This is a genomic window from Salinimicrobium sediminis, from assembly GCF_900215295.1.
GTDB lineage: Bacteria > Bacteroidota > Bacteroidia > Flavobacteriales > Flavobacteriaceae > Salinimicrobium > Salinimicrobium sediminis.
Window position 1 is genome coordinate 376,422 of record NZ_OCMF01000001.1, and the last position, 19,124, is coordinate 395,545.

20 protein-coding genes are annotated in these 19,124 nt (G+C 42.8%); 16 read left to right on the forward strand and 4 right to left on the reverse strand.

The annotated features are described in order from the left end of the window. Nucleotides 1-105 precede the first annotated feature (105 nt). The 3 genes from CRO16_RS01660 to CRO16_RS01670 form a co-directional block, all read right to left on the reverse strand. On the reverse strand, nucleotides 106-2,472 hold the full coding sequence (locus tag CRO16_RS01660; protein ID WP_097054613.1) for a sodium-translocating pyrophosphatase: 2,367 nt from the start codon (nucleotides 2,470-2,472) through the stop codon (nucleotides 106-108). Between the two features lie 225 nt (nucleotides 2,473-2,697). Further along, nucleotides 2,698-3,213, reverse strand: coding sequence for an inorganic diphosphatase (locus tag CRO16_RS01665; protein ID WP_179670470.1), 516 nt, complete (start codon nucleotides 3,211-3,213; stop codon nucleotides 2,698-2,700). Nucleotides 3,214-3,508: 295 nt separating this feature from the next. Beyond that, complete coding sequence (locus CRO16_RS01670; protein ID WP_097054615.1) at nucleotides 3,509-4,489, reverse strand: pyruvate dehydrogenase complex E1 component subunit beta; 981 nt, start codon at nucleotides 4,487-4,489, stop codon at nucleotides 3,509-3,511. Nucleotides 4,490-4,654: 165 nt separating this feature from the next. Between CRO16_RS01670 and CRO16_RS01675 the strand changes: the two genes are divergently transcribed. The 11 genes from CRO16_RS01675 to asnA all read left to right on the forward strand — a co-directional run bounded on the left by CRO16_RS01675 (nucleotide 4,655) and on the right by asnA (nucleotide 14,311). Further along, nucleotides 4,655-5,401, forward strand: a complete 747-nt coding sequence (locus tag CRO16_RS01675; RefSeq protein ID WP_097054616.1) for an electron transfer flavoprotein subunit beta/FixA family protein — start codon at nucleotides 4,655-4,657, stop codon at nucleotides 5,399-5,401. A gap of 79 nt (nucleotides 5,402-5,480) precedes the next feature. Beyond that, nucleotides 5,481-6,449 carry an electron transfer flavoprotein subunit alpha/FixB family protein gene (locus CRO16_RS01680; RefSeq protein ID WP_097055735.1) on the forward strand — a complete coding sequence of 323 codons (969 nt, stop codon included), beginning with the start codon at nucleotides 5,481-5,483 and terminating at the stop codon, nucleotides 6,447-6,449. An 85-nt stretch (nucleotides 6,450-6,534) separates the two neighbouring features. After that, entirely contained in the window at nucleotides 6,535-7,158 is a 624-nt protein-coding gene (locus CRO16_RS01685) for a bifunctional nuclease family protein (protein WP_097054617.1), read from the forward strand. A 12-nt stretch (nucleotides 7,159-7,170) separates the two neighbouring features. Further along, on the forward strand, nucleotides 7,171-8,883 hold the full coding sequence (locus tag CRO16_RS01690) for a NupC/NupG family nucleoside CNT transporter (RefSeq protein WP_097054618.1): 1,713 nt from the start codon (nucleotides 7,171-7,173) through the stop codon (nucleotides 8,881-8,883). 250 nt (nucleotides 8,884-9,133) lie between these two features. Then, nucleotides 9,134-9,958, forward strand: coding sequence for a thymidylate synthase (locus tag CRO16_RS01695; protein WP_097054619.1), 825 nt, complete (start codon nucleotides 9,134-9,136; stop codon nucleotides 9,956-9,958). Between the two features lie 29 nt (nucleotides 9,959-9,987). Then, nucleotides 9,988-10,362 carry an energy transducer TonB gene (locus tag CRO16_RS01700; RefSeq protein WP_097054620.1) on the forward strand — a complete coding sequence of 125 codons (375 nt, stop codon included), beginning with the start codon at nucleotides 9,988-9,990 and terminating at the stop codon, nucleotides 10,360-10,362. 17 nt (nucleotides 10,363-10,379) lie between these two features. Next, complete coding sequence (locus CRO16_RS01705; protein ID WP_097055736.1) at nucleotides 10,380-10,793, forward strand: energy transducer TonB; 414 nt, start codon at nucleotides 10,380-10,382, stop codon at nucleotides 10,791-10,793. A gap of 10 nt (nucleotides 10,794-10,803) precedes the next feature. Beyond that, a complete protein-coding gene (locus CRO16_RS01710) occupies nucleotides 10,804-11,586 on the forward strand; it encodes a hypothetical protein (protein WP_097054621.1) in 783 nt (260 codons plus the stop codon). Between the two features lie 116 nt (nucleotides 11,587-11,702). Then, on the forward strand, nucleotides 11,703-12,677 hold the full coding sequence (egtD, locus tag CRO16_RS01715; protein ID WP_097054622.1) for an L-histidine N(alpha)-methyltransferase: 975 nt from the start codon (nucleotides 11,703-11,705) through the stop codon (nucleotides 12,675-12,677). Continuing rightward, entirely contained in the window at nucleotides 12,674-12,955 is a 282-nt protein-coding gene (locus tag CRO16_RS01720) for a DUF427 domain-containing protein (RefSeq protein ID WP_097054623.1), read from the forward strand. The genes egtD and CRO16_RS01720 overlap by 4 nt, the downstream gene beginning before the upstream one ends. A 333-nt stretch (nucleotides 12,956-13,288) precedes the next feature. Beyond that, nucleotides 13,289-14,311: an aspartate--ammonia ligase gene (asnA, locus tag CRO16_RS01725; protein ID WP_097054624.1), complete on the forward strand. Its 1,023-nt coding sequence runs from the start codon at nucleotides 13,289-13,291 to the stop codon at nucleotides 14,309-14,311. A 151-nt stretch (nucleotides 14,312-14,462) separates the two neighbouring features. On the opposite strand, the gene CRO16_RS01730 is transcribed toward asnA, so the two are convergent. Beyond that, nucleotides 14,463-15,536 carry an aminotransferase class V-fold PLP-dependent enzyme gene (locus CRO16_RS01730; RefSeq protein ID WP_097055737.1) on the reverse strand — a complete coding sequence of 358 codons (1,074 nt, stop codon included), beginning with the start codon at nucleotides 15,534-15,536 and terminating at the stop codon, nucleotides 14,463-14,465. Nucleotides 15,537-15,599: 63 nt separating this feature from the next. Here CRO16_RS01730 and CRO16_RS01735 point away from each other — a divergent pair, with 63 nt between their 5' ends. The 5 genes from CRO16_RS01735 (at nucleotide 15,600) to fabD (ending at nucleotide 18,947) form a co-directional block, all read left to right on the forward strand. Continuing rightward, a complete protein-coding gene (locus CRO16_RS01735; protein ID WP_097054625.1) occupies nucleotides 15,600-16,049 on the forward strand; it encodes a 2TM domain-containing protein in 450 nt (149 codons plus the stop codon). A gap of 3 nt (nucleotides 16,050-16,052) precedes the next feature. Beyond that, entirely contained in the window at nucleotides 16,053-16,547 is a 495-nt protein-coding gene (locus CRO16_RS01740; RefSeq protein ID WP_097054626.1) for a dihydrofolate reductase, read from the forward strand. Next, entirely contained in the window at nucleotides 16,528-17,388 is an 861-nt protein-coding gene (locus tag CRO16_RS01745) for a fructosamine kinase family protein (protein ID WP_097054627.1), read from the forward strand. Before CRO16_RS01740 ends, CRO16_RS01745 begins: the two co-directional genes overlap by 20 nt. Before the next feature lie 92 nt (nucleotides 17,389-17,480). Next, nucleotides 17,481-17,981, forward strand: coding sequence for a pyridoxamine 5'-phosphate oxidase family protein (locus CRO16_RS01750; protein WP_097054628.1), 501 nt, complete (start codon nucleotides 17,481-17,483; stop codon nucleotides 17,979-17,981). A gap of 84 nt (nucleotides 17,982-18,065) precedes the next feature. Next, nucleotides 18,066-18,947: an ACP S-malonyltransferase gene (fabD, locus tag CRO16_RS01755; RefSeq protein WP_097054629.1), complete on the forward strand. Its 882-nt coding sequence runs from the start codon at nucleotides 18,066-18,068 to the stop codon at nucleotides 18,945-18,947. Nucleotides 18,948-19,124 lie beyond the last annotated feature (177 nt).

Here is a 19,124-nt window from a genome sequence, read left to right on the forward strand (position 1 = left end):
CGTTAAAACGTCATTTTTTAAACTTGAGTGAAGTTACACTGAAAAACAAAAATCCCCTGCAAATACAGGGGATTTTAAAAATAATTTAGGAAATTTCTTTCAGGATTACTCTTTTTGAGCTGCTAATTCAGCTGCCTGTTGTTCTTCTAAAGTCTCTAATTCTGAAACAGTCAAAGCTATTTTTTCCGCAGTAGTTAAAACTTCAGACTTGTCTTCTGAAAACTGAGCAGAAGACTTCACCTCTGCCTCTTCCTGAATAATGGTCACCTCTTCAACCTCCGGAGTGGTGGCTACCGCCATATCCTGACCCAATATTGGAGCGATCACTAATCCAATCAAACAGGTTAGCTTGATAAGGATGTTCATAGACGGCCCGGAAGTATCTTTAAAAGGATCTCCTACGGTATCTCCGGTTACGGCAGCCTTGTGGGCTTCAGATCCTTTGTAGGTCATCTCGCCGTTAATCATTACTCCGGCTTCGAAAGATTTCTTTGCGTTATCCCATGCTCCACCGGCATTGTTCTGGAAAATTGCCCAAAGCACTCCACTCACGGTCACCCCGGCCATATAACCTCCAAGCATTTCTGCAATAAGACGGTTCTCATAACCAAGTCCCATTGGGACAAGTACAATGATGATGGGGAAGCCGATAGTAAGAAGCCCCGGCAGAAGCATTTCCCTTAAGGCAGCTTTTGTAGAGATCTCCACACATTTGTCATATTGAGGTTTTCCGGTTCCTTCCATAATTCCGGGAATCTCACGGAACTGGCGACGAACTTCATTTACCATATCCATCGCAGCTTTCCCTACAGATTGCATGGCAAGGGCAGAGAATACCACAGGGATCATACCTCCAATGAATAGCATTGCTAAAACAGGGGCTTTAAAGATGTTGATCCCATCGATCCCTGTAAATGTTACGTAAGCCGCAAAAAGTGCAAGGGAAGTAAGCGCTGCAGAAGCGATCGCAAAACCTTTCCCGGTCGCAGCCGTGGTGTTCCCTACAGAATCCAGAATATCTGTTCTTTCTCTAACTTCTGAAGGCAATTCGCTCATTTCGGCAATTCCTCCCGCGTTATCGGCGATAGGTCCAAAGGCATCAATGGCCAGCTGCATTGCAGTGGTAGCCATCATGGCCGATGCTGCAAGTGCTACTCCGTAGAAACCTGCAAAGGCATAGGAAGCCCAGATAGCAAGTGCGAACAGAAGCACAGAATAAAAAGTAGAGATCATCCCGGTAGCAAGTCCGGCGATGATATTAGTTCCGGCACCGGTGCTTGAATTTTGTACGATAGAAAGTACCGGTTTCTTACCAAGTCCTGTATAATATTCGGTCACGGCAGAGATCACTCCTCCTACGACCAAACCAACTAAAGTGGCATAAAATACTCTCATCGAAGAGATCTGCTGCGGCCCTTCCCCGAAGAATTCCATTTGCATGGTTTCAGGCAACATCCAGGTCACCAGGAAGAAAGAAGAGATCGCCACAAGTACGATAGAGATCCAGTTACCACGGTTAAGTGCTGATTGTACTTCTGCTTCTTTAGCCGAATTACTGCTGATCTTTACCAGTAAAGTACCAACTATAGAGAAGATAATTCCGAAACCGGCGATCGCCATTGGCAACAGGATTGGTCCAATTCCGCCAAAACCTTCAGAAATTATATCTCCGCCCATATCCTTGATCACATAATTACCCAGAACCATGGCTGCAAGAACGGTAGCCACATAACTTCCGAAGAGGTCTGCTCCCATTCCCGCAACATCTCCCACGTTATCACCTACGTTATCGGCAATAGTGGCAGGGTTACGTGGATCGTCTTCAGGAATACCGGCTTCCACCTTCCCAACAAGGTCGGCCCCTACATCGGCAGCTTTGGTATAGATACCCCCACCCACACGGGCGAAAAGTGCAATAGATTCAGCTCCAAGAGAGAAGCCTGCAAGAGTTTCAAGGACAATAGTCATCTGGTGAACATCGGTCCACTCACCACCCATAAAAAAATGGAAAAAGATGATAAAGAAGGTGGTTAAACCAAGAACGGCAAGACCGGCAACTCCAAGACCCATTACGGTTCCTCCTCCAAATGACACTTTTAGTGCCTGTGGCAGACTGGTTCTCGCTGCCTGGGTGGTTCGAACGTTGGTTTGGGTTGCAATGCGCATTCCGATATTTCCGGCAAAAGCCGAAAAAATAGCCCCAAAAATAAAGGCTACAACAATTAAAATATGTGTGGTAGGAACTATGAAGGAGATCCCTGCCAGCAGGATACTGGCCACAATAACGAAAATAGTAAGGATCTTGTATTCGGCATTAAGAAAAGCCAAAGCTCCTTCATAAATATGAGAGGAAATATCTTTCATTTTTCCATCTCCCGCATCCTGTTTTAAAACCCAGGTGCGTTTTGCCCACATAAAAATGAGCCCAATGATCGCCAGAATAGCCGGCAACCAAATCATCAATGATTCCATAATTTTTTGTTAAAATTAATTTGCGGTGCTAAAGTTAGCAAAAGAGGGGAAATTATGGCTCACTAAATATGACCTTTATCAAATAAGTGGTAAAAAGTAATAAAAGTCTCCTCCACAACGGTTTTTAGAGCATTCTCTCAATTTTCCTCCCGATGTTGAGTAGCTTAAAAAAGAAAAGGCAGCTATTCATGGAACAGCTGCCTTAAAAATTTGTTTTGAGGAAAATTACTGGATCGAAAAATTACCTTTTTCGCCGTTACTGTCCTTATACCTCTGAATACAGTCGGCAATGATCTGGTCTGCTTCCTTTACATCTCCCCAACCTTCTACATCTACTTTCTTTTGTTCAAGATCCTTATAAACCTGGAAGAAGTGCTCGATCTCCTTAATTAGGTGACCATTCACATCACTTAGATCGTTCAACCTGTTCCAGATAGGATCTGAAACGGGAACACAGATCACTTTCTCATCGGGCCCTTTTTCATCGGCCATATGGAAAACTCCGATGGCTTTTACTTCCATTACACAACCGGGAAAGGTAGACTCTGTAACCAGGACAAGCACATCAAGAGGATCGCCATCCAGGGCAAGGGTTTCGGGAATAAATCCGTAATCGGCAGGATACATCATGGAGGAGAAGATCATCCTGTCGTAACGCACCTTCTTCAGTTTAAAATCATACTCGTATTTGTTTCGGCTCCCTTTTGGGATCTCGATAAGAACGTCAAATGTTTTATTCATTATAATATGTTTATTCTATTTTCTCTTAGGGGCGGCAAATATACTACTTCCTTCGGTTTATCGAAGAAACATGTATTCAAGAAGTTGCTCCTGCCCAAAAGTTTATGGTTTTTTTCACAAAAGCCGGAGGCAAATTCCAGATCCCAAAATCCAAAATCCAATGGAGAGGTTTGGTGCTTGGTGCTTGGTGCTTGGTGCTTGGTGCTTGATCCTTGATGCTAGGCTTGGGCCTTAAGGCTTAAAAATAATAAAGCTTCCACGAAGGAAGCTTTATTATGCTATTTCTAAAAAGGTCTTAGTCCTTATACATTACTTTCTTTACTGCTTTGATCACATCATTGTGATTTGGCAACCACTCTTCCAAAAGAACCGGAGAGTAAGGCGCCGGAGTATCGGCAGTGTTGATCTTCACGATAGGTGCATCAAGGTAATCGAATGCCTGAGACTGTACCTGATAGGTGATCTCGGTAGCCACGTTGCCAAATGGCCAGGCTTCTTCAAGAATTACCAACCTGTTCGTCTTTTTCACCGATTCCAGGATAGTTTCATGATCCATGGGGCGAATGGTGCGTAAGTCGATGATCTCACAGGAAATATCTTCTTTCTCCAATTCTTCAGCAGCCTTATAAGCCTGTTTGATGATCTTTCCGAAGGAAACAATTGTAACATCTGTACCTTCTCTTTTAATATCTGCTTTTCCGATAGGCAATACGTATTCTTCTTCGGGCACTTCTCCCTTGTCACCGTACATTTGCTCAGACTCCATAAAGATCACAGGATCGTCATCGCGAATAGCAGCCTTTAAAAGGCCTTTTGCATCATAAGGATTTGAAGGCACGATCACTTTTAGTCCCGGAGTATTAGCGTACCAGCTTTCAAAAGCCTGAGAGTGCGTTGCACCCAACTGACCAGCTGAAGCTGTAGGTCCGCGGAAAACTATAGGTATATTGAACTGCCCGCCGCTCATTTGTCGCATTTTGGCAGCGTTATTTATGATCTGGTCAATTCCCACCAGGGAAAAGTTGAAGGTCATGAATTCAATAATAGGGCGGTTTCCATTCATGGCGCTACCTACACCAATCCCCGAAAAACCTAATTCTGAAATAGGAGTATCTATCACCCTGTCCGGGCCAAATTCGTCCAGCATTCCTTTTGAAGCTTTGTAAGCTCCATTATATTCAGCAACTTCTTCTCCCATAAGGTAGATGGTTTCATCCCTTCTCATCTCCTCGCTCATGGCCTCTGCAATTGCTTCCCTGAATTGGATTGTCTTCATTATGAATTTTTGATTAAAATTTTCGAACCACAAAAATAGTAATTCAAAAAAGGATTACCGACTACTTCAGGACAAAAATTTCTTATGCATGCACAGTAATTTTCCTCATGTTTTTCATATCTTCGTAAACCATTTATAAACTTTATTTAAAAAATTCCGAGATATATGAAAATATTAGTGTGTATTAGTCACGTACCTGATACTACCTCGAAGATCAATTTTTCTGAAGGAGATACCAAATTTGATACAGCAGGGGTTCAATTCGTGATCAATCCAAACGACGAATTTGGCCTTACCAGGGCCATGTGGTTCAAGGAAAAACAAGGCGCCAGCGTAGACGTGGTAAATGTTGGAGGTGCCGAAACAGAACCTACTTTAAGGAAAGCTCTGGCCATTGGTGCCGATAATGCAATAAGAGTGAATACTCCCGCTACAGATGGTATCTATGTTGCAAAACAACTTGCCAAGGTAGCCCGCGAGGGAGGTTATGATCTTATAATCGCCGGTCGGGAATCTATAGATTATAATGGCGGAATGGTTCCCGGAATGCTTGCTGAACTTATAGGAGCTAATTTCGTGAATACCTGTATAGGCCTGGAAGTAGAAGGAACTGAAGCTACAGTGGTGCGAGAGATCGATGGCGGTAAAGAAACTTTAAAGACCGGACTACCCCTGGTAGTAGGTGCTCAAAAAGGAATCGTACAGGAAAGCGATCTTCGTATTCCAAACATGCGCGGGATCATGCAGGCACGTAAAAAGCCGCTTAACGTGGTCGAAGCTGTAGAAGCAGGAACCCATTCTAAAGCAGTGAAATTCGAAAAACCACAGCCAAAAGGAGACATTAAGCTTATCGATCCCGATAATCTTGATGAGTTGGTGAATTTGCTTCACAATGAGGCGAAGGTGATCTAAGGTCTAAGGTTTTAAGATTAAGGTTTAAGGTTCCAGATTGGGATCTGGAATTTGATAATTGGAATTTAAAGAAAAAGATATGTCAGTTTTAGTATATACAGAATCAGAAGAAGGAAAATTTAAAAAGACCGCATTTGAGGTGGCTTCCTATGCTAAGGGAGTGGCCGATATGTTAGGGACAGAGGTCACTGCCGTTTCCTTCGGCGCACAAAGTGCAGGTGACCTTGGAAATTACGGAGTGAGCAAATTGCTTAAGGTGAACGATGAGAAACTTCAGAAGTTCAACGCAAAAGCCTATGCCGATGCGCTCAAACAAGCTGCCGAAAAAGAAGGCGCAAAAGTAATTGTGCTTAGCCAGAGTGCTAATGCAAAATATTTGGCTCCCATCTTAGCAGTACAACTGGAAGCAGGATATGCTTCAAATGTGGTGGCGCTTCCGGAAGGAACAGAGCCGCTACAGGTGAAAAGAACCGCTTTTACAAATAAAGCATTTAGCTTCACCACTATATCTACAGATGTTAAGATCATTGGTCTTTCAAAAAATGCTTTTGGCTTAAAGGAAAATCAGACACAAACTACCGAAGAGGATTTCTCTCCTTCTTTAACAGAAGGTGATTTTGCTGTGAACGTAGTTTCTGTAGATAAAGCAGCAGACAAAGTAACCATTGCCGATGCCGAGATCGTTGTAAGTGGCGGAAGAGGAATGAAAGGTCCCGAGAATTGGGGAATGCTGGAAGAACTTGCTGAGACCCTTGGGGCCGCAACAGCCTGTTCAAAACCTGTGAGTGATATGGGTTGGAGACCGCACAGTGAGCACGTAGGCCAAACAGGAAAACCGGTTGCGGCAAACCTTTATATAGCGGTAGGAATTTCTGGAGCAATTCAGCACCTGGCAGGGGTTAGTGCCTCCAAAACCAAGGTGGTGATCAATAACGATCCCGAAGCTCCTTTCTTTAAGGCAGCGGACTACGGAGTGGTTGGAGATGCCTTTGAGATCGTTCCAAAGCTCACCGAAAAATTAAAGGAATTTAAGGCGAATAACGCATAATTTTTATAAATTGCGTGCCGTTAAAAGGGCTGTCTAAAGTAGGTTTTTTGCCCGTTTAGACAGCTTTTTTTTGTATTTTAGAAGTATGAGTTTAGTGCGCCTTAACATCAAAGGAATTTCTTACAGCCAAACCCAGAATGGGGCGTATGCCCTAATTCTCAGCGAGGTGGAAGGAGAACGCAAACTTCCTATTGTTATAGGAGCTTTTGAAGCACAATCTATTGCAATTGCTCTTGAAAAAGAGATCAAACCTCCCCGCCCCCTCACCCATGACCTATTTAAGAATTTCGCCGACAGGTTTGAAATCGTTGTAAAACAGGTGATCATCCATAAATTGGTGGATGGGGTATTCTATTCCAGTCTTATATGTGAACGTGACAAGATCGAAGAGATCATTGATGCAAGGACCAGCGATGCCATTGCACTCGCCCTTAGGTTCCAGGCTCCCATTTTCACTTATAAGAACATTTTAGACAAGGCCGGGATCTATTTAAAGGGAGATGCAGGCAAAGAAGCAGAAGAAGAGCAGCAAAAGGAAAATATTATTGTAGACGAACTATTTTCCAACGAAGTAGAAATTAAGAGTGACAGACCGGATTATAAAAAATTATCTCTCAACGAACTCAATAACATGTTAGATCAGGCCGTAAAGAGCGAAGATTACGAAAAAGCGGCCCGCATTCGAGATGAGATCTCCAAGCGAAAATAACTCCCCCCTTTTATGAATAAAATCTGGTACTGCCTGTTCCTGATCTTCTTCGGAATTTCCTTCTCTTTTGCCCAAACTATTTCTAAAACCTGGAACTTTGAAGCTGTTGAAGACAGTACCAAAAATGCCTTTTTTGAGGTCTCTCCCGGGAATGATTATCTAAAACTCGACAAAGGAAGTTTCCAACTGAAGCTTACCCAATCTGAAGCGCCTGCTGCCACCGGGAATTACGTATTCCAAAATGAAGTTCTGGTTCTTTTTCATGACACTCCGCCGGACAGTATTCAGAATTTTAAAGTCACTACTCTTACAGATTCTACACTTGTACTTTCTTCCCGTAATGCACAATACTCTTTAACAGAAGTTCCCCAAACCATTGAGGAAGTTCTTCCCGTGGAAACCGCAAAGCAAATGATCCCCAATGCAGGCTTTACATTTGAAAGCTTTTGGAGAGGTGCCATTGGAATGATATCACTTATTTTGCTTGCATTCCTTTTCAGCAGCAACAAAAGAGCCATCAACTGGAAAACAGTGCTGGTAGGTCTTGCAGCCCAGCTTTTACTCGCTATCGGAGTTCTCCAGGTAGAAGTTGTTCAGAATATATTTGAATTTGTAGGGGGAATTTTTGTCCTGATCCTCGATTTTACCGCAGCAGGAAGTGAATTTCTTTTAGGCGGCTTAATGGATGTGAACAGCTATGGCTTTATTTTTCTTTTCCAGGTGTTGCCAACCATCATTTTCTTTTCTGCCCTAACCTCTGTACTATTTTACCTGGGAGTGATCCAGGTGGTGGTAAAAGGAATGGCATGGGTACTCACAAAATTAATGGGCATTTCGGGTCCCGAAAGTTTAAGTGTGGCAGGAAATATCTTTTTAGGACAAACTGAAGCCCCACTTATGATCAAGGCTTACCTGGAGAGAATGACGCGTTCAGAAATACTGCTTGTAATGGTAGGTGGAATGGCCACGGTAGCCGGGGGAGTGCTTGCTGCTTACATCGGCTTTTTAGGAGGGGATGACCCGCAGTTAAGATTGGAATTTGCGAAGCACCTGTTGGCAGCTTCAGTAATGGCAGCGCCCGGAGCTATCGTAGTTTCCAAGATCCTTTATCCGCAGCAACAGGAAATTGATTCCAACGTAGAGGTTTCTTCGGAAAAAATTGGTTCCAATATTCTTGATGCCATTGCAAACGGTACGACGGAAGGTCTAAAACTCGCAGCAAACGTGGCAGCGATGCTGTTGGTTTTTATAGCTTTTATTGCCCTTATCAATTACGTGCTGGGGTGGATTGGCGACTGGACCACCTTAAACGCATTAATGGCTGAAAATACTCCTTACGCCAAGTTATCGCTGGAATCTCTTTTAGGACTGGTCTTCGCACCACTTATGTGGTTGATTGGAGTCGCCACCGAAGATATGATGCTCATGGGACAGCTCCTGGGTATCAAATTGGCAGCAAGTGAATTTGTAGGTTACATTCAGCTTGCAGAGCTAAAGAATCCGGTGAATGCCTTGAGCCTTACCTATGAAAAATCCATCATTATGGCCACCTATATGCTGTGCGGATTTGCAAATTTCGCCTCTATAGGAATACAGATCAGGGGAATTGGCTCCCTGGCCCCCGGGCAGCGCAGGACCTTATCTGAATTCGGAATGAAAGCCCTTATTGGCGGTACCATTGCTTCCCTGCTTTCGGCAACTATTGCAGGAATGATCATTGGGTAATTTGCATTTGTAGCTCCTGAAGGATTCAGAAACCAAAAGCCAGGTGTCAGGATTTTTAGGAGTTGGACTCAATTCAAAAATCGGTATACTTTATTCTAAATGCGATAGTTAATAAGTCTGTAAAAACTCAATTTCCTAATTAACTTTTTTAATCGGACTAGTTTTCTATTTTAGCTGAAGATCAGTTGAAAAATCCTTTTTCGACCTGCAAGGTTTCCAAAACCTTGCAGATTAGCAAATAGTTAAAAACATGAAGCAGTACCACGACCTTATAAAGCATGTTCTGGAAAATGGAAATGAAAAAGGGGACCGCACCGGCACCGGCACCAAAAGTGTGTTTGGATACCAGATGCGTTTTGACCTTAGCGAAGGTTTTCCCATGGTCACCACCAAAAAACTCCACCTTAAATCGATCATATATGAATTGCTGTGGTTTCTTAACGGTGATACCAACATCAAATATTTACAGGAGAACGGGGTACGCATCTGGAATGAATGGGCAGATGAAAAGGGAGACCTTGGCCCGGTTTACGGTCATCAATGGCGTAACTGGAACAGTGAAGACATCGACCAGATCAGGGAAATTGTAGAGACCCTTAAAAAGAATCCCAACAGTCGCCGAATGCTGGTTACTGCCTGGAATCCTTCAGTTTTACCCGACACTTCCAAAAGCTTTTCAGAAAATGTAGCAAACGGAAAAGCCGCCCTTCCCCCCTGTCATGCCTTCTTTCAGTTCTATGTGGCCGATGGAAAATTATCCTGTCAGCTTTACCAGCGTAGTGCAGACATCTTCCTTGGGGTGCCTTTCAATATTGCGTCCTATGCCCTCCTCACTATGATGATGGCCCAGGTTTGCGGCTATGAGCCCGGAGATTTTATCCATACCTTTGGAGATGCCCATATTTACAACAACCACCTGGAGCAGGTAAACCTGCAGTTATCGAGAGATTTCCGGCCTTTACCTACTATGAAACTCAACCCCGAGGTGAAGAATATTTTTGATTTTAAGTTTGAAGATTTTATATTGGAAAATTATGATCCGCATCCTGCCATAAAAGGTCGGGTCGCAGTATAATTTTTTTAATCTAAAATTTTTTAAACACTATGAAGAAGTTCCTTGTTATCACATGTTTTTTATTCGGCGGTATCGCAGCAGCACAGGCACAGCAAACCTCACCCGTTTGGCCCGGATGCGAAGAAGTTGAAGATCAATCAAAATGTTTTAACGAAAAACTGGCAGAACACGTAAGGAACAACTACGAATTTCCCATGAAAGGCAATGAATACATTCGTGGAAAAGTGACGGTTTCCTTTGATGTCACGGAAAACGGAGAAGTAGTTGTAAAATCTGTAGAAGGTCCGAAGCCAGAAGTGAACGCCGCGGCAAGAAAAATGCTTGAAAAAATTCCCGACATGAAGCCGGGTACGCTAAACGGAGAACCCGATACGCGGAATTTCACAACCACCTATCAGTTCTAGGTGATAAAACCTAAATGATGAAAAAAATATTTTTAATACTGTTCCTTTTCACTGGTGCTGCTTCTTTTGCACAGGATGGTGTGAATTTCTCAAAGAATACCATGACCACCAAAGAAGTGCCACCGGTTTGGCCGGGCTGTGAAAATTCAAAAGCATCTTCTAAAGCCTGTTTTAAAGAAAAGCTTACCCAGCATCTAAAGGAGCATTACCGTTATGCACGCGATGCAGAAGGGAATATCATCAGGGGGAAATCTGTGGTTTCCTTTGTGATCAATGAAGAAGGAAGACCCGTGATCACCAAAGTAGAAGGGCCGGAAAAAGCATTGAATGAAGAAGCAAAGAAGATCATTCTTGCCATTCCACAAATGAAGCCGGGAGAACTGGCAGGAAAGCCTACTGCCATCAAATATAAAGTTCCCTTCACCTTCTAAAATCAGGTCTTTGAAAAATATTTTTTTAGTCATTGCCTTACTCTTTTCTTCGGAAATATTTTCGCAGGAAAATGGAGCACAGGGAGGTTTTATTCATTTGTCTAAAGTGGAAAAACCTCCCTTGTCATCAGATTGTAAAGTAAGTACTGCTTTATGCACAGCAAATTTGATCGAAAGCTTTTTGGTCAGAAATATCACCTCGGCAGGTGCCCTTACCACAGGAACTTCAGGTAAAACTGAAATAACAACTAAGGTAATTATCGACACTCTGGGCCAGATAAGTTGGGCTTCCATTAAAGGTATTCCTTTAGAAACAGGAAAAAAACTTGCAGAACGATTGAAAGAAATGCCTGCCTTTGCTCCCGGCGAACATAATGGGCAAAAAACAAATGTGATCGTTGATCTCATTACTCCATTTCACTTCTGGGAAAAAGAGAATTTTTCTTCAGAAGCTGTTCATTATTCAAACGCAGACTCAAAAGCCATGTGGCATCGCTGTCGGAAAAAAGAAGACGAAAATTGCACTCCTCTGGAGATTCATGATTGGATGAGCAAAAGGATCAATTTGGATAAGGTGACAGAGCCGGGGTTCTATGCGTTCACCACGAGTTTGGTATTAAACGAGACAGGGAATGTGAGCAGAATAGCATTTCATGGAGGGACAGACAATCTGGCCAGTGAAATTATAGATAAATTGCAGAAACTGCCTCAATTTGAACCTGCTAAAAATGAAGATAAGGCAATATCAACCTATTTTATTATTCCAATGACATTGCAAAAAAGTGCTCAATAGCGGGCGTTCTATGTTAGTATTCCTTTAACTAAAAGGGAATTATAATATTTTATATTTGAAGGAAGCCACCCGGCTTCCTTCTTTGGTTTTAACCAGAGCGCGCAAAACATTTCTATATGAACCAAACCAAACCTCCGGAATTCAAAACGCCTTTTGCCGAAGATGTTTTTAAAGGCCTCACCTCCTATCCAAAAAAGATAAGTTCAAAGTTCCTTTATGATGAGAAAGGAGATGAACTCTTTCAAAAGATCATGGACCTTCCGGAATATTACCTTACAGGAAAGGAATACCAGATCCTTATGCGCAACCGGGAAGAAATAGGAAACGAATTTGCCTCTTTTGAAGGTTTTGATCTTATAGAACTTGGGGCAGGAGATGGGAAAAAGACCAAGGTGCTGCTAAGGCATTTTGAGGAAAAGAATTATGATTATAAATACCTTCCGGTAGATATAAGCAGAAATGTACTGGACCAGTTAAGCGAAAGCCTAGAACAGGAAATTCCCGGAGTGGAGGTCTCCCCGCAACAGGGTACCTATGCTATGGTTCTAAACCGCCTGGCAGATTACCGGGAACGCAAAAAGGTCATTTTATTCCTGGGTTCCAATATTGGAAATCTCACTCCCGAAGAAGCAGTAGCTTTCCTTAAGAAGATTGCTTCTGCCATGAATCCTGGAGACATGTTCTTTATGGGCGTGGATCAAAAGAAGGATCCGCAGGTGATCCTCGATGCGTATAATGACAAAGCCGGCGTGACCGAAGCTTTCAACAAGAACCTTCTGGTGAGGATGAACCGGGAACTGGAAGCAGATTTTGATCTTGATGCCTTCGTTCACTGGCCGCTGTACAACCCCGAGACCGGGGCGGCAAAAAGTTACCTGGTGAGTACCAAAGAACATACGGTACAGATAAATGCTCTCAATCTGGAAGTTCATTTTCAGAAATGGGAAACCATTCATACCGAAGTCTCTCAAAAATATGATGACACCTCCATAGCCTGGCTGGCGGAAGAAGCAGGTCTTAAGCTCAGTCGCAGCTGGGCCGATAAAGAAAATACCTTTAAAAATTACCTTTTTCAAATCTCCCGAACATGAAAGCTATCTGGAATAATACCGTAATTGCCGAAAGCAACAACACCATAGAAGTAGAAGGAAATCAATATTTCCCTCCTGAAGCCATTAATTCAGAATTCTTTCAGTTAAGCGATAAACATACAGTCTGTAGCTGGAAAGGCAGAGCTTCCTATTTTCACTTGCAGGTGGGAGAAGAGAAAAATGGCGATGCCGCTTGGTTTTACCCGCATCCAAAGGCTGAAGCTGAAAAAATTAAAAATTATGTAGCCTTCTGGAATGGTGTGGAAGTGAAAGAATAATTTTGTAAATCGAAAAAAAGAACTAAGTTTACAATTCACAAAAGCAAGAACAAGTGATCTTCAATATCAACAATAATAATTTCAATAACAATCTGAATCGACTCAGGTTGCGGAAAGCTATTATTGTATAACAAGATCCCTTAAACAATATTCAAAGCCTTTCCCACACCAGGAAAGGCTTTTTTTTACACGCATATGAAACGACTGCAAAATAATAACATCAATAATAATGGTCCGCCACCCGGGGGAAAGGAACTCTGTGCTTATAAGCCTGTTTCTTCCCGGAAGCAGGCTTTTTTATTTTTTTTTTAAACAACATCTAAAACTTAAAACATGAAAACAATTGCTCAACCCTTATCACAAAGATTAGCCGCAGAAGAAGCTGTGGATTTTTTAAAATCAACCTTTGAAAAACATCTTAAATCAAAGCTTTCCCTTAGCAAAGTGGCCGCTCCCACTGTAGTGCTCCATGGCACCGGAATTAATGATGACCTTAACGGAATTGAACGCCCCGTAGGATTTCCCATTAAAGAGATGCAGGAACAACGCGCCGAGGTGGTGCAATCTCTTGCTAAATGGAAAAGGTTACGGCTAAGGGAATATGAATTGGAACCCGGCTCCGGAATTGTGACGGATATGAAGGCGCTGCGCCCCGATGATGAGCTGGGGCCAATGCACTCTATTTCGGTAGACCAGTGGGACTGGGAAAAAGTGATGGCTCCTGAAGAAAGACATCTGGATTTCCTGAAACAACAGGTAAGCAGTATCTATGAAGCCATACTTACTACCGAAGCTGCCCTGGCTGCTCAATATCCTCTTATCTCTCCCATTCTTCCTTCGGAAATCACCTTTTTGCATACAGAAGAACTTCAACAAAAATATCCCCATCTTACGCCGAAACAAAGAGAAGACATGGCTGCCAGGGAATTTGGGGCTGTTTTTCTAATTGGGATAGGAGGGGAACTTGAAGGCGGAGAACCACACGACGGCCGGGCTCCCGACTATGATGACTGGAGCTCCCCAACCTCTGCTACCACAAAAGGTCTCAACGGAGATATCCTGGTGTGGAACCCCGTGCTGGAAAAGGCTTTTGAACTCTCCTCCATGGGTATTCGCGTTGATGCTCCTGTTCTGGAAAAACAATTAAAAATCAGAAAAGCAGAAACAAGAAACGCACTTTTTTACCACAGCCAACTGCTGACAGGGAAACTTCCGCAAACCATTGGGGGCGGTATTGGACAGTCGCGGTTGAGCATGTTCCTGCTCAGGAAAAGACATATTGGAGAAGTACAGGTAAGCATCTGGCCGGAAGTGATGAGGCAGGAAATGCATTCTGAAGGAATATTTTTGTTGTAATAGTTAAGAAAAAGAGGTTTCAACATTTCGTATCCACCTTACAGCCTGATGATGATCCAGGCCCGATTAGATCTGCTGCAAAAGACCTCCCAGGTTTTGGAAACCTGGGAGGTCTGCTTATTCGGGTTTATCCTGAAGGACCAAAATTGAACTAGTTTATGTTTTTGAGCAACTTTTCAAGATCGGCTACAGAATTGAAATAGTTAAAACTAACCCTGATTCCATCTCCCCTCATGGAACAAAGGATCTTATTGCTCCGCAGCTTTTGAAAAAGCTTTTCATCACCTTTGATATTAAAGATGGAAGAATGCAATTTCCGGTTCACTACGGCAGGCTCCAAAAGGTTAAGTTCAGAAAGTTCTTTTTTAGCAACTGCCGCCAGGTCTTTGATCCTGAGCTCTATTTCATCCATTCCTGTGTTGTTAATCAAATCAATAGCGGTTTTTAAACTTCCGAAGTTGAGCGTGTCCAGGTGACCGGGCTCAAACTTACCGATAAAACTGCCCTTATGCGGCTTGTTCTTACCCTGAAGATCTTTTAGCTCCAGCCCTTTTGGAGCAATTTTCTCCTGCATATGTTCTTTAAAGAGAAAGAAAGCATTTCCATAGCCGGCATTGAGCCACTTATATGCACTGGCCCCAAGTACATCCAAAGCTGAAGCTTCAAAATTAAATTTTTCGGTTCCGCAATACTGGGTACCATCAGCAAAAAGCAGCAGTTCCGGGTATTGTTCCTTCAGCTTCAGAAGGAAATCGGGATCTATTTTTATTCCGTTGATGTACTGTACCAGGCTAAAAGCGAAAATATCTGGTTTGTGCTTTTCTACTGCTTCAGCAATATTTTCTTCCAGGTTTCCATCGATTTCTGCATAGCAGATTTTAAATCCGCGGGATTCCACTGCCCAGTTTACCGAAGGATAATCATTCCGCAGCAAAAGCACCTTTTTAGAAGCCTCCATGCCTTCCATGAGCAGGTTAAAACCATAGGAAAAATTAGGAGTGAGCGCGACCCTGTTGGCGGCACAGCCAAAAAGAGCACCAACAGCTTTCCGCGTCTTCAGGAAAAGCTCATCCCGTTTCTCCCTAAACAAACTGCCCCCTACCAGGAAATCGAGATCATGATCCTGCCGGAATTCCAAAACATCATCAGACAAAAGTCCGGAAGCAGCTGTATTGAGATAGGTATATTGTTCCAGGAGTGGGAACTGTTTCTTAAAATTCTTCATGTTCATGAAATATTCCGACGGAAAATCGATAAATTTGAGATGTATCTCTAAAATACAGTAAAAATGGCCTCAAAAAGCAATACTTCGTCAAAAATTGATCACGAACAGCGCAGGTTAATCGAACGCGCCCAGGCCAGGGCGAGGCAAAAAAAGAGGCTTTATCAGCATTTTATCGTGTTCCTGCTGGGTTCTGTGGTGTTAATTCTACTTAATGTCATTTTTGAAATTGGAAGAGACATCAATCCTTTTGGAATTGACTGGTTCGTATGGGCGATCATTTTCTGGGCGGCCATACTTTTGATCCATGTCTTCAATGTGTTTATCACTAATAAATTCTTTGGAAAAGACTGGGAAAATGAGCAGGTAGAACGCCTGGTTGCAAAGCAGGAACACAAGATCGCAGAGCTTCAAAAGCAGGTAGAAAGAGAGCACCCACTCCCAAAAAAGAATGAACCTTACATTCCGCCAACCACTCCCCGACCTATTGACCCTGACAGACCGATAAACTCCTAGAAAATGGGAAAAGTAACTCTTATTGCCGCCGCAGGCGAGAACAATGAACTGGGAAAGGACAAGGACCTCGTTTGGCACTTGCCCGATGATTTTAAAAGGTTTAAAAGTCTCACTACAGGACATGCTATAATTATGGGCCGCAAAACTTTTGAAACCTTTCCCAATTTGCTGCCTAACCGAAAACATATCATCATCACCCGAAAAGAGGATTATACTCCTCAGGGTGCCGTTGTAGTGCATTCGCTTGAAGATGCGCTTAAAGTGGCTAAAGATGATCCACAGCCTTTCGTGATTGGCGGCGGGGAGATCTACAAACTTTCCATGGAAAAGGCAGACGCTATAGAGCTTACCCGCGTTCATGGCAGCTTTGATGCAGATACTTTTTTTCCTGAAATTGATGAAAAGGAATGGGAGTTGGTTTCCCAGGAAGAACATCCTGCAGACGAGCGCCATAAATATGCCTTTACTTACCTAACCTATGAGCGTGCAAAGAGATGAGCAGCTTATATATGATCTCGAAAATTCCCTTGGTTTCAAGGTAAAATCTTTCAGCTCTCTCGCCGGCGGCAGCATCAACAGGGTTTATTTACTGAATACTTCGGAAGGAAAAAGAGTGATCAAGATCAATGCTGCAGAAAAATTTCCCGGCATGTTCGCAGCGGAAAAAGCAGGTCTCGAAACTCTTAAAAATGCTGAAGCCTTTGACATTCCTGAAACCTATAGTAGTGCTGAAGCGAATGGACTATCCTTCCTGTTGCTGGAATACAAAAAAGAAGGGGCTCAAAAACCTGATTTTTGGAAGGTATTCGGGAAACAGCTGGCAAATTTACACAGGAACACTTCTGAAGCCTTCGGATTTTCATCCAACAATTATATCGGCAGCCTGCCACAGTACAATGACCATAGGGAAACCGCTGCCGATTTTTATATTAGTCAGAGGTTAGAACCACAGGTGAAAATGACTTCCAAAAATGGTTTTTCATTAGGGAACCTTTCAGGCTTTTACAGGAATGTTTTAAAAGCAATTCCGCAGGAACCTCCGGCCTTGTTACATGGGGATCTGTGGAGCGGCAATTATCTAATCAATATAGACGGATTGCCATGCCTGATCGATCCTGCAGTATGTTATGGACCACGGGAGATGGATTTGGCGATGATGAAGCTGTTTGGAGGATTTCCGGGAGAGGTTTTCGAGGAGTATGAGGCGAACTTTCCGTTGCAGCCGGAATGGCAGGAAAGGATTGGCCTCTGGCAACTTTATTACCTCCTGGTCCACCTCAACATTTTTGGCCGCAGCTATTTTCCGCAGGTAAAGGAAATAATTCTGCGCTTTTCATAATCTTAACAGGCTTTCCCGTTGTTTTAGGAGTTCTTTAGTGGAAGAGCATGCTCAATTAATTTATATTTAAGTAGTTAAATAAAAAAACAGCTATGAGCACAGAAAATTTGAATAAAGAAGAATCCTGGGACAGACTAAGAGATATGGTTGATGACATTAAGGTTGCCATGATGGTAACCGGTCTTGAGAAAAGACCTATCAATGCCGTTCCCATGAGGACTAAAAAAGTTGACGATAAAGGAAATATTTGGTTCGTAAGTATGGCCCATAGTGACCATAACAAGGACCTGCAAATCAATGGAGACATACATTTATTATACAGTGCTCCAGATGACAACGAATTTCTCACTGTTTATGGCCAGGCAGAGATCACCAAAGACAAGTCTGTTCTTAAAGATCTCTACAGCGCCACTTCAGATAACTGGTTTGACGGTGTAGATGACCCAAATCTTACCGCTATAAAAGTAAAACCGGCAGAGGCTTACTATTGGGATTCCAAGACTAACAAATATGTCACTTTACTAAAGATGGGGATAGGAGCCCTCACAGGCGAAAACCAGGATGTTGGTGAAAAAGGAAAATTAAATTTATAAGCGTTTTACCCGCCCCGGAAACCTTACAGCACAAACCTGTAAGGTTTTTTTATTTTCTTAATTTTGCAATTCTAAACCAAACATATGAAAGCATATATTTTTCCCGGACAAGGCGCTCAATTTGTAGGCATGGGTAAAGATCTTTACGACAGCTCTCCCCTTGCTAAAGAATTATTTGAACGAGCAAACGAGATTCTCGGATTTTCCATAACCACGGTGATGTTTGAAGGAACAGATGAAGACCTTAAACGTACCAAAGTGACGCAGCCGGCGATTTTTCTACATTCGGTGATCCTTTCGAAAGTTTTAGGAGATTCATTTAAACCTGATATGGTAGCCGGGCATTCCCTTGGGGAAATATCGGCACTGGTAGCAAATGGTGTTTTAGAATTTGAAGATGCTTTAAAACTGGTTTCCAAAAGAGCCCTGGCAATGCAAAAAGCCTGTGAGCTGGAAGAATCAACGATGGCTGCCGTGTTAGGACTGGAAGATGAAATGGTAGAAGCAGTTTGCGCCGACATAAAAGGAACTGTGGTAGCTGCAAATTATAATTGCCCGGGACAACTGGTCATTTCAGGAGATGTTTTAGCGGTGGAAAAAGCCTGTGAAGAGCTAAAAGAAAGAGGAGCCCGCAGGGCGATGGTTCTTCCTGTAGGTGGCGCTTTCCATTCCCCCCTTATGGAGCCGGCAAGGGAAGAACTTGCAGCAGCAATTAAGGAAACAGAATTCCGTACACCCCTTTGCCCCATTTATCAAAATGTCTCCACCTTCGCGGTTACAGACCCTGCTGAAATAAAGAAAAACCTCATCTTCCAATTGACCGCACCTGTAAAATGGACACAGAGCGTACAGAACATGATCAAAGACGGTGCTACAGAGTTTATTGAAGTTGGCCCAGGAAAGGTTTTACAAGGTTTGGTAAAGAAGATCGACAGAAATGCGCAGGTAAGTTCTGCTGAATTTTAGAATTTATAAACTACAGTATTATAGGACAACAAAGATTTTTTTTGAGAATCAGGTAAAAATCTGCAGATTCGGTATAAGGTTTAAACGTTTTCAAATAGGAAAAGGTTTTTTCCTATATTTGGAACAACTATGAAGTACCGGTTAGAATAACTCCGGTCTTCAAGATTAATCTCTCGT

Coding starts and splice junctions, on each gene's coding strand:
- CRO16_RS01660 (WP_097054613.1), bottom strand. CDS start 2,472: ATGGAATCATTGATGATTTGGTTGCCGGCTATTCTGGCGATCATTGGG.
- CRO16_RS01665 (WP_179670470.1), bottom strand. CDS start 3,213: ATGAATAAAACATTTGACGTTCTTATCGAGATCCCAAAAGGGAGCCGA.
- CRO16_RS01670 (WP_097054615.1), bottom strand. CDS start 4,489: ATGAAGACAATCCAATTCAGGGAAGCAATTGCAGAGGCCATGAGCGAG.
- CRO16_RS01675 (WP_097054616.1), top strand. CDS start 4,655: ATGAAAATATTAGTGTGTATTAGTCACGTACCTGATACTACCTCGAAG.
- CRO16_RS01680 (WP_097055735.1), top strand. CDS start 5,481: ATGTCAGTTTTAGTATATACAGAATCAGAAGAAGGAAAATTTAAAAAG.
- CRO16_RS01685 (WP_097054617.1), top strand. CDS start 6,535: ATGAGTTTAGTGCGCCTTAACATCAAAGGAATTTCTTACAGCCAAACC.
- CRO16_RS01690 (WP_097054618.1), top strand. CDS start 7,171: ATGAATAAAATCTGGTACTGCCTGTTCCTGATCTTCTTCGGAATTTCC.
- CRO16_RS01695 (WP_097054619.1), top strand. CDS start 9,134: ATGAAGCAGTACCACGACCTTATAAAGCATGTTCTGGAAAATGGAAAT.
- CRO16_RS01700 (WP_097054620.1), top strand. CDS start 9,988: ATGAAGAAGTTCCTTGTTATCACATGTTTTTTATTCGGCGGTATCGCA.
- CRO16_RS01705 (WP_097055736.1), top strand. CDS start 10,380: ATGAAAAAAATATTTTTAATACTGTTCCTTTTCACTGGTGCTGCTTCT.
- egtD (WP_097054622.1), top strand. CDS start 11,703: ATGAACCAAACCAAACCTCCGGAATTCAAAACGCCTTTTGCCGAAGAT.
- CRO16_RS01720 (WP_097054623.1), top strand. CDS start 12,674: ATGAAAGCTATCTGGAATAATACCGTAATTGCCGAAAGCAACAACACC.
- asnA (WP_097054624.1), top strand. CDS start 13,289: ATGAAAACAATTGCTCAACCCTTATCACAAAGATTAGCCGCAGAAGAA.
- CRO16_RS01730 (WP_097055737.1), bottom strand. CDS start 15,536: ATGAAGAATTTTAAGAAACAGTTCCCACTCCTGGAACAATATACCTAT.
- CRO16_RS01735 (WP_097054625.1), top strand. CDS start 15,600: ATGGCCTCAAAAAGCAATACTTCGTCAAAAATTGATCACGAACAGCGC.
- CRO16_RS01740 (WP_097054626.1), top strand. CDS start 16,053: ATGGGAAAAGTAACTCTTATTGCCGCCGCAGGCGAGAACAATGAACTG.
- CRO16_RS01745 (WP_097054627.1), top strand. CDS start 16,528: ATGAGCGTGCAAAGAGATGAGCAGCTTATATATGATCTCGAAAATTCC.
- CRO16_RS01750 (WP_097054628.1), top strand. CDS start 17,481: ATGAGCACAGAAAATTTGAATAAAGAAGAATCCTGGGACAGACTAAGA.
- fabD (WP_097054629.1), top strand. CDS start 18,066: ATGAAAGCATATATTTTTCCCGGACAAGGCGCTCAATTTGTAGGCATG.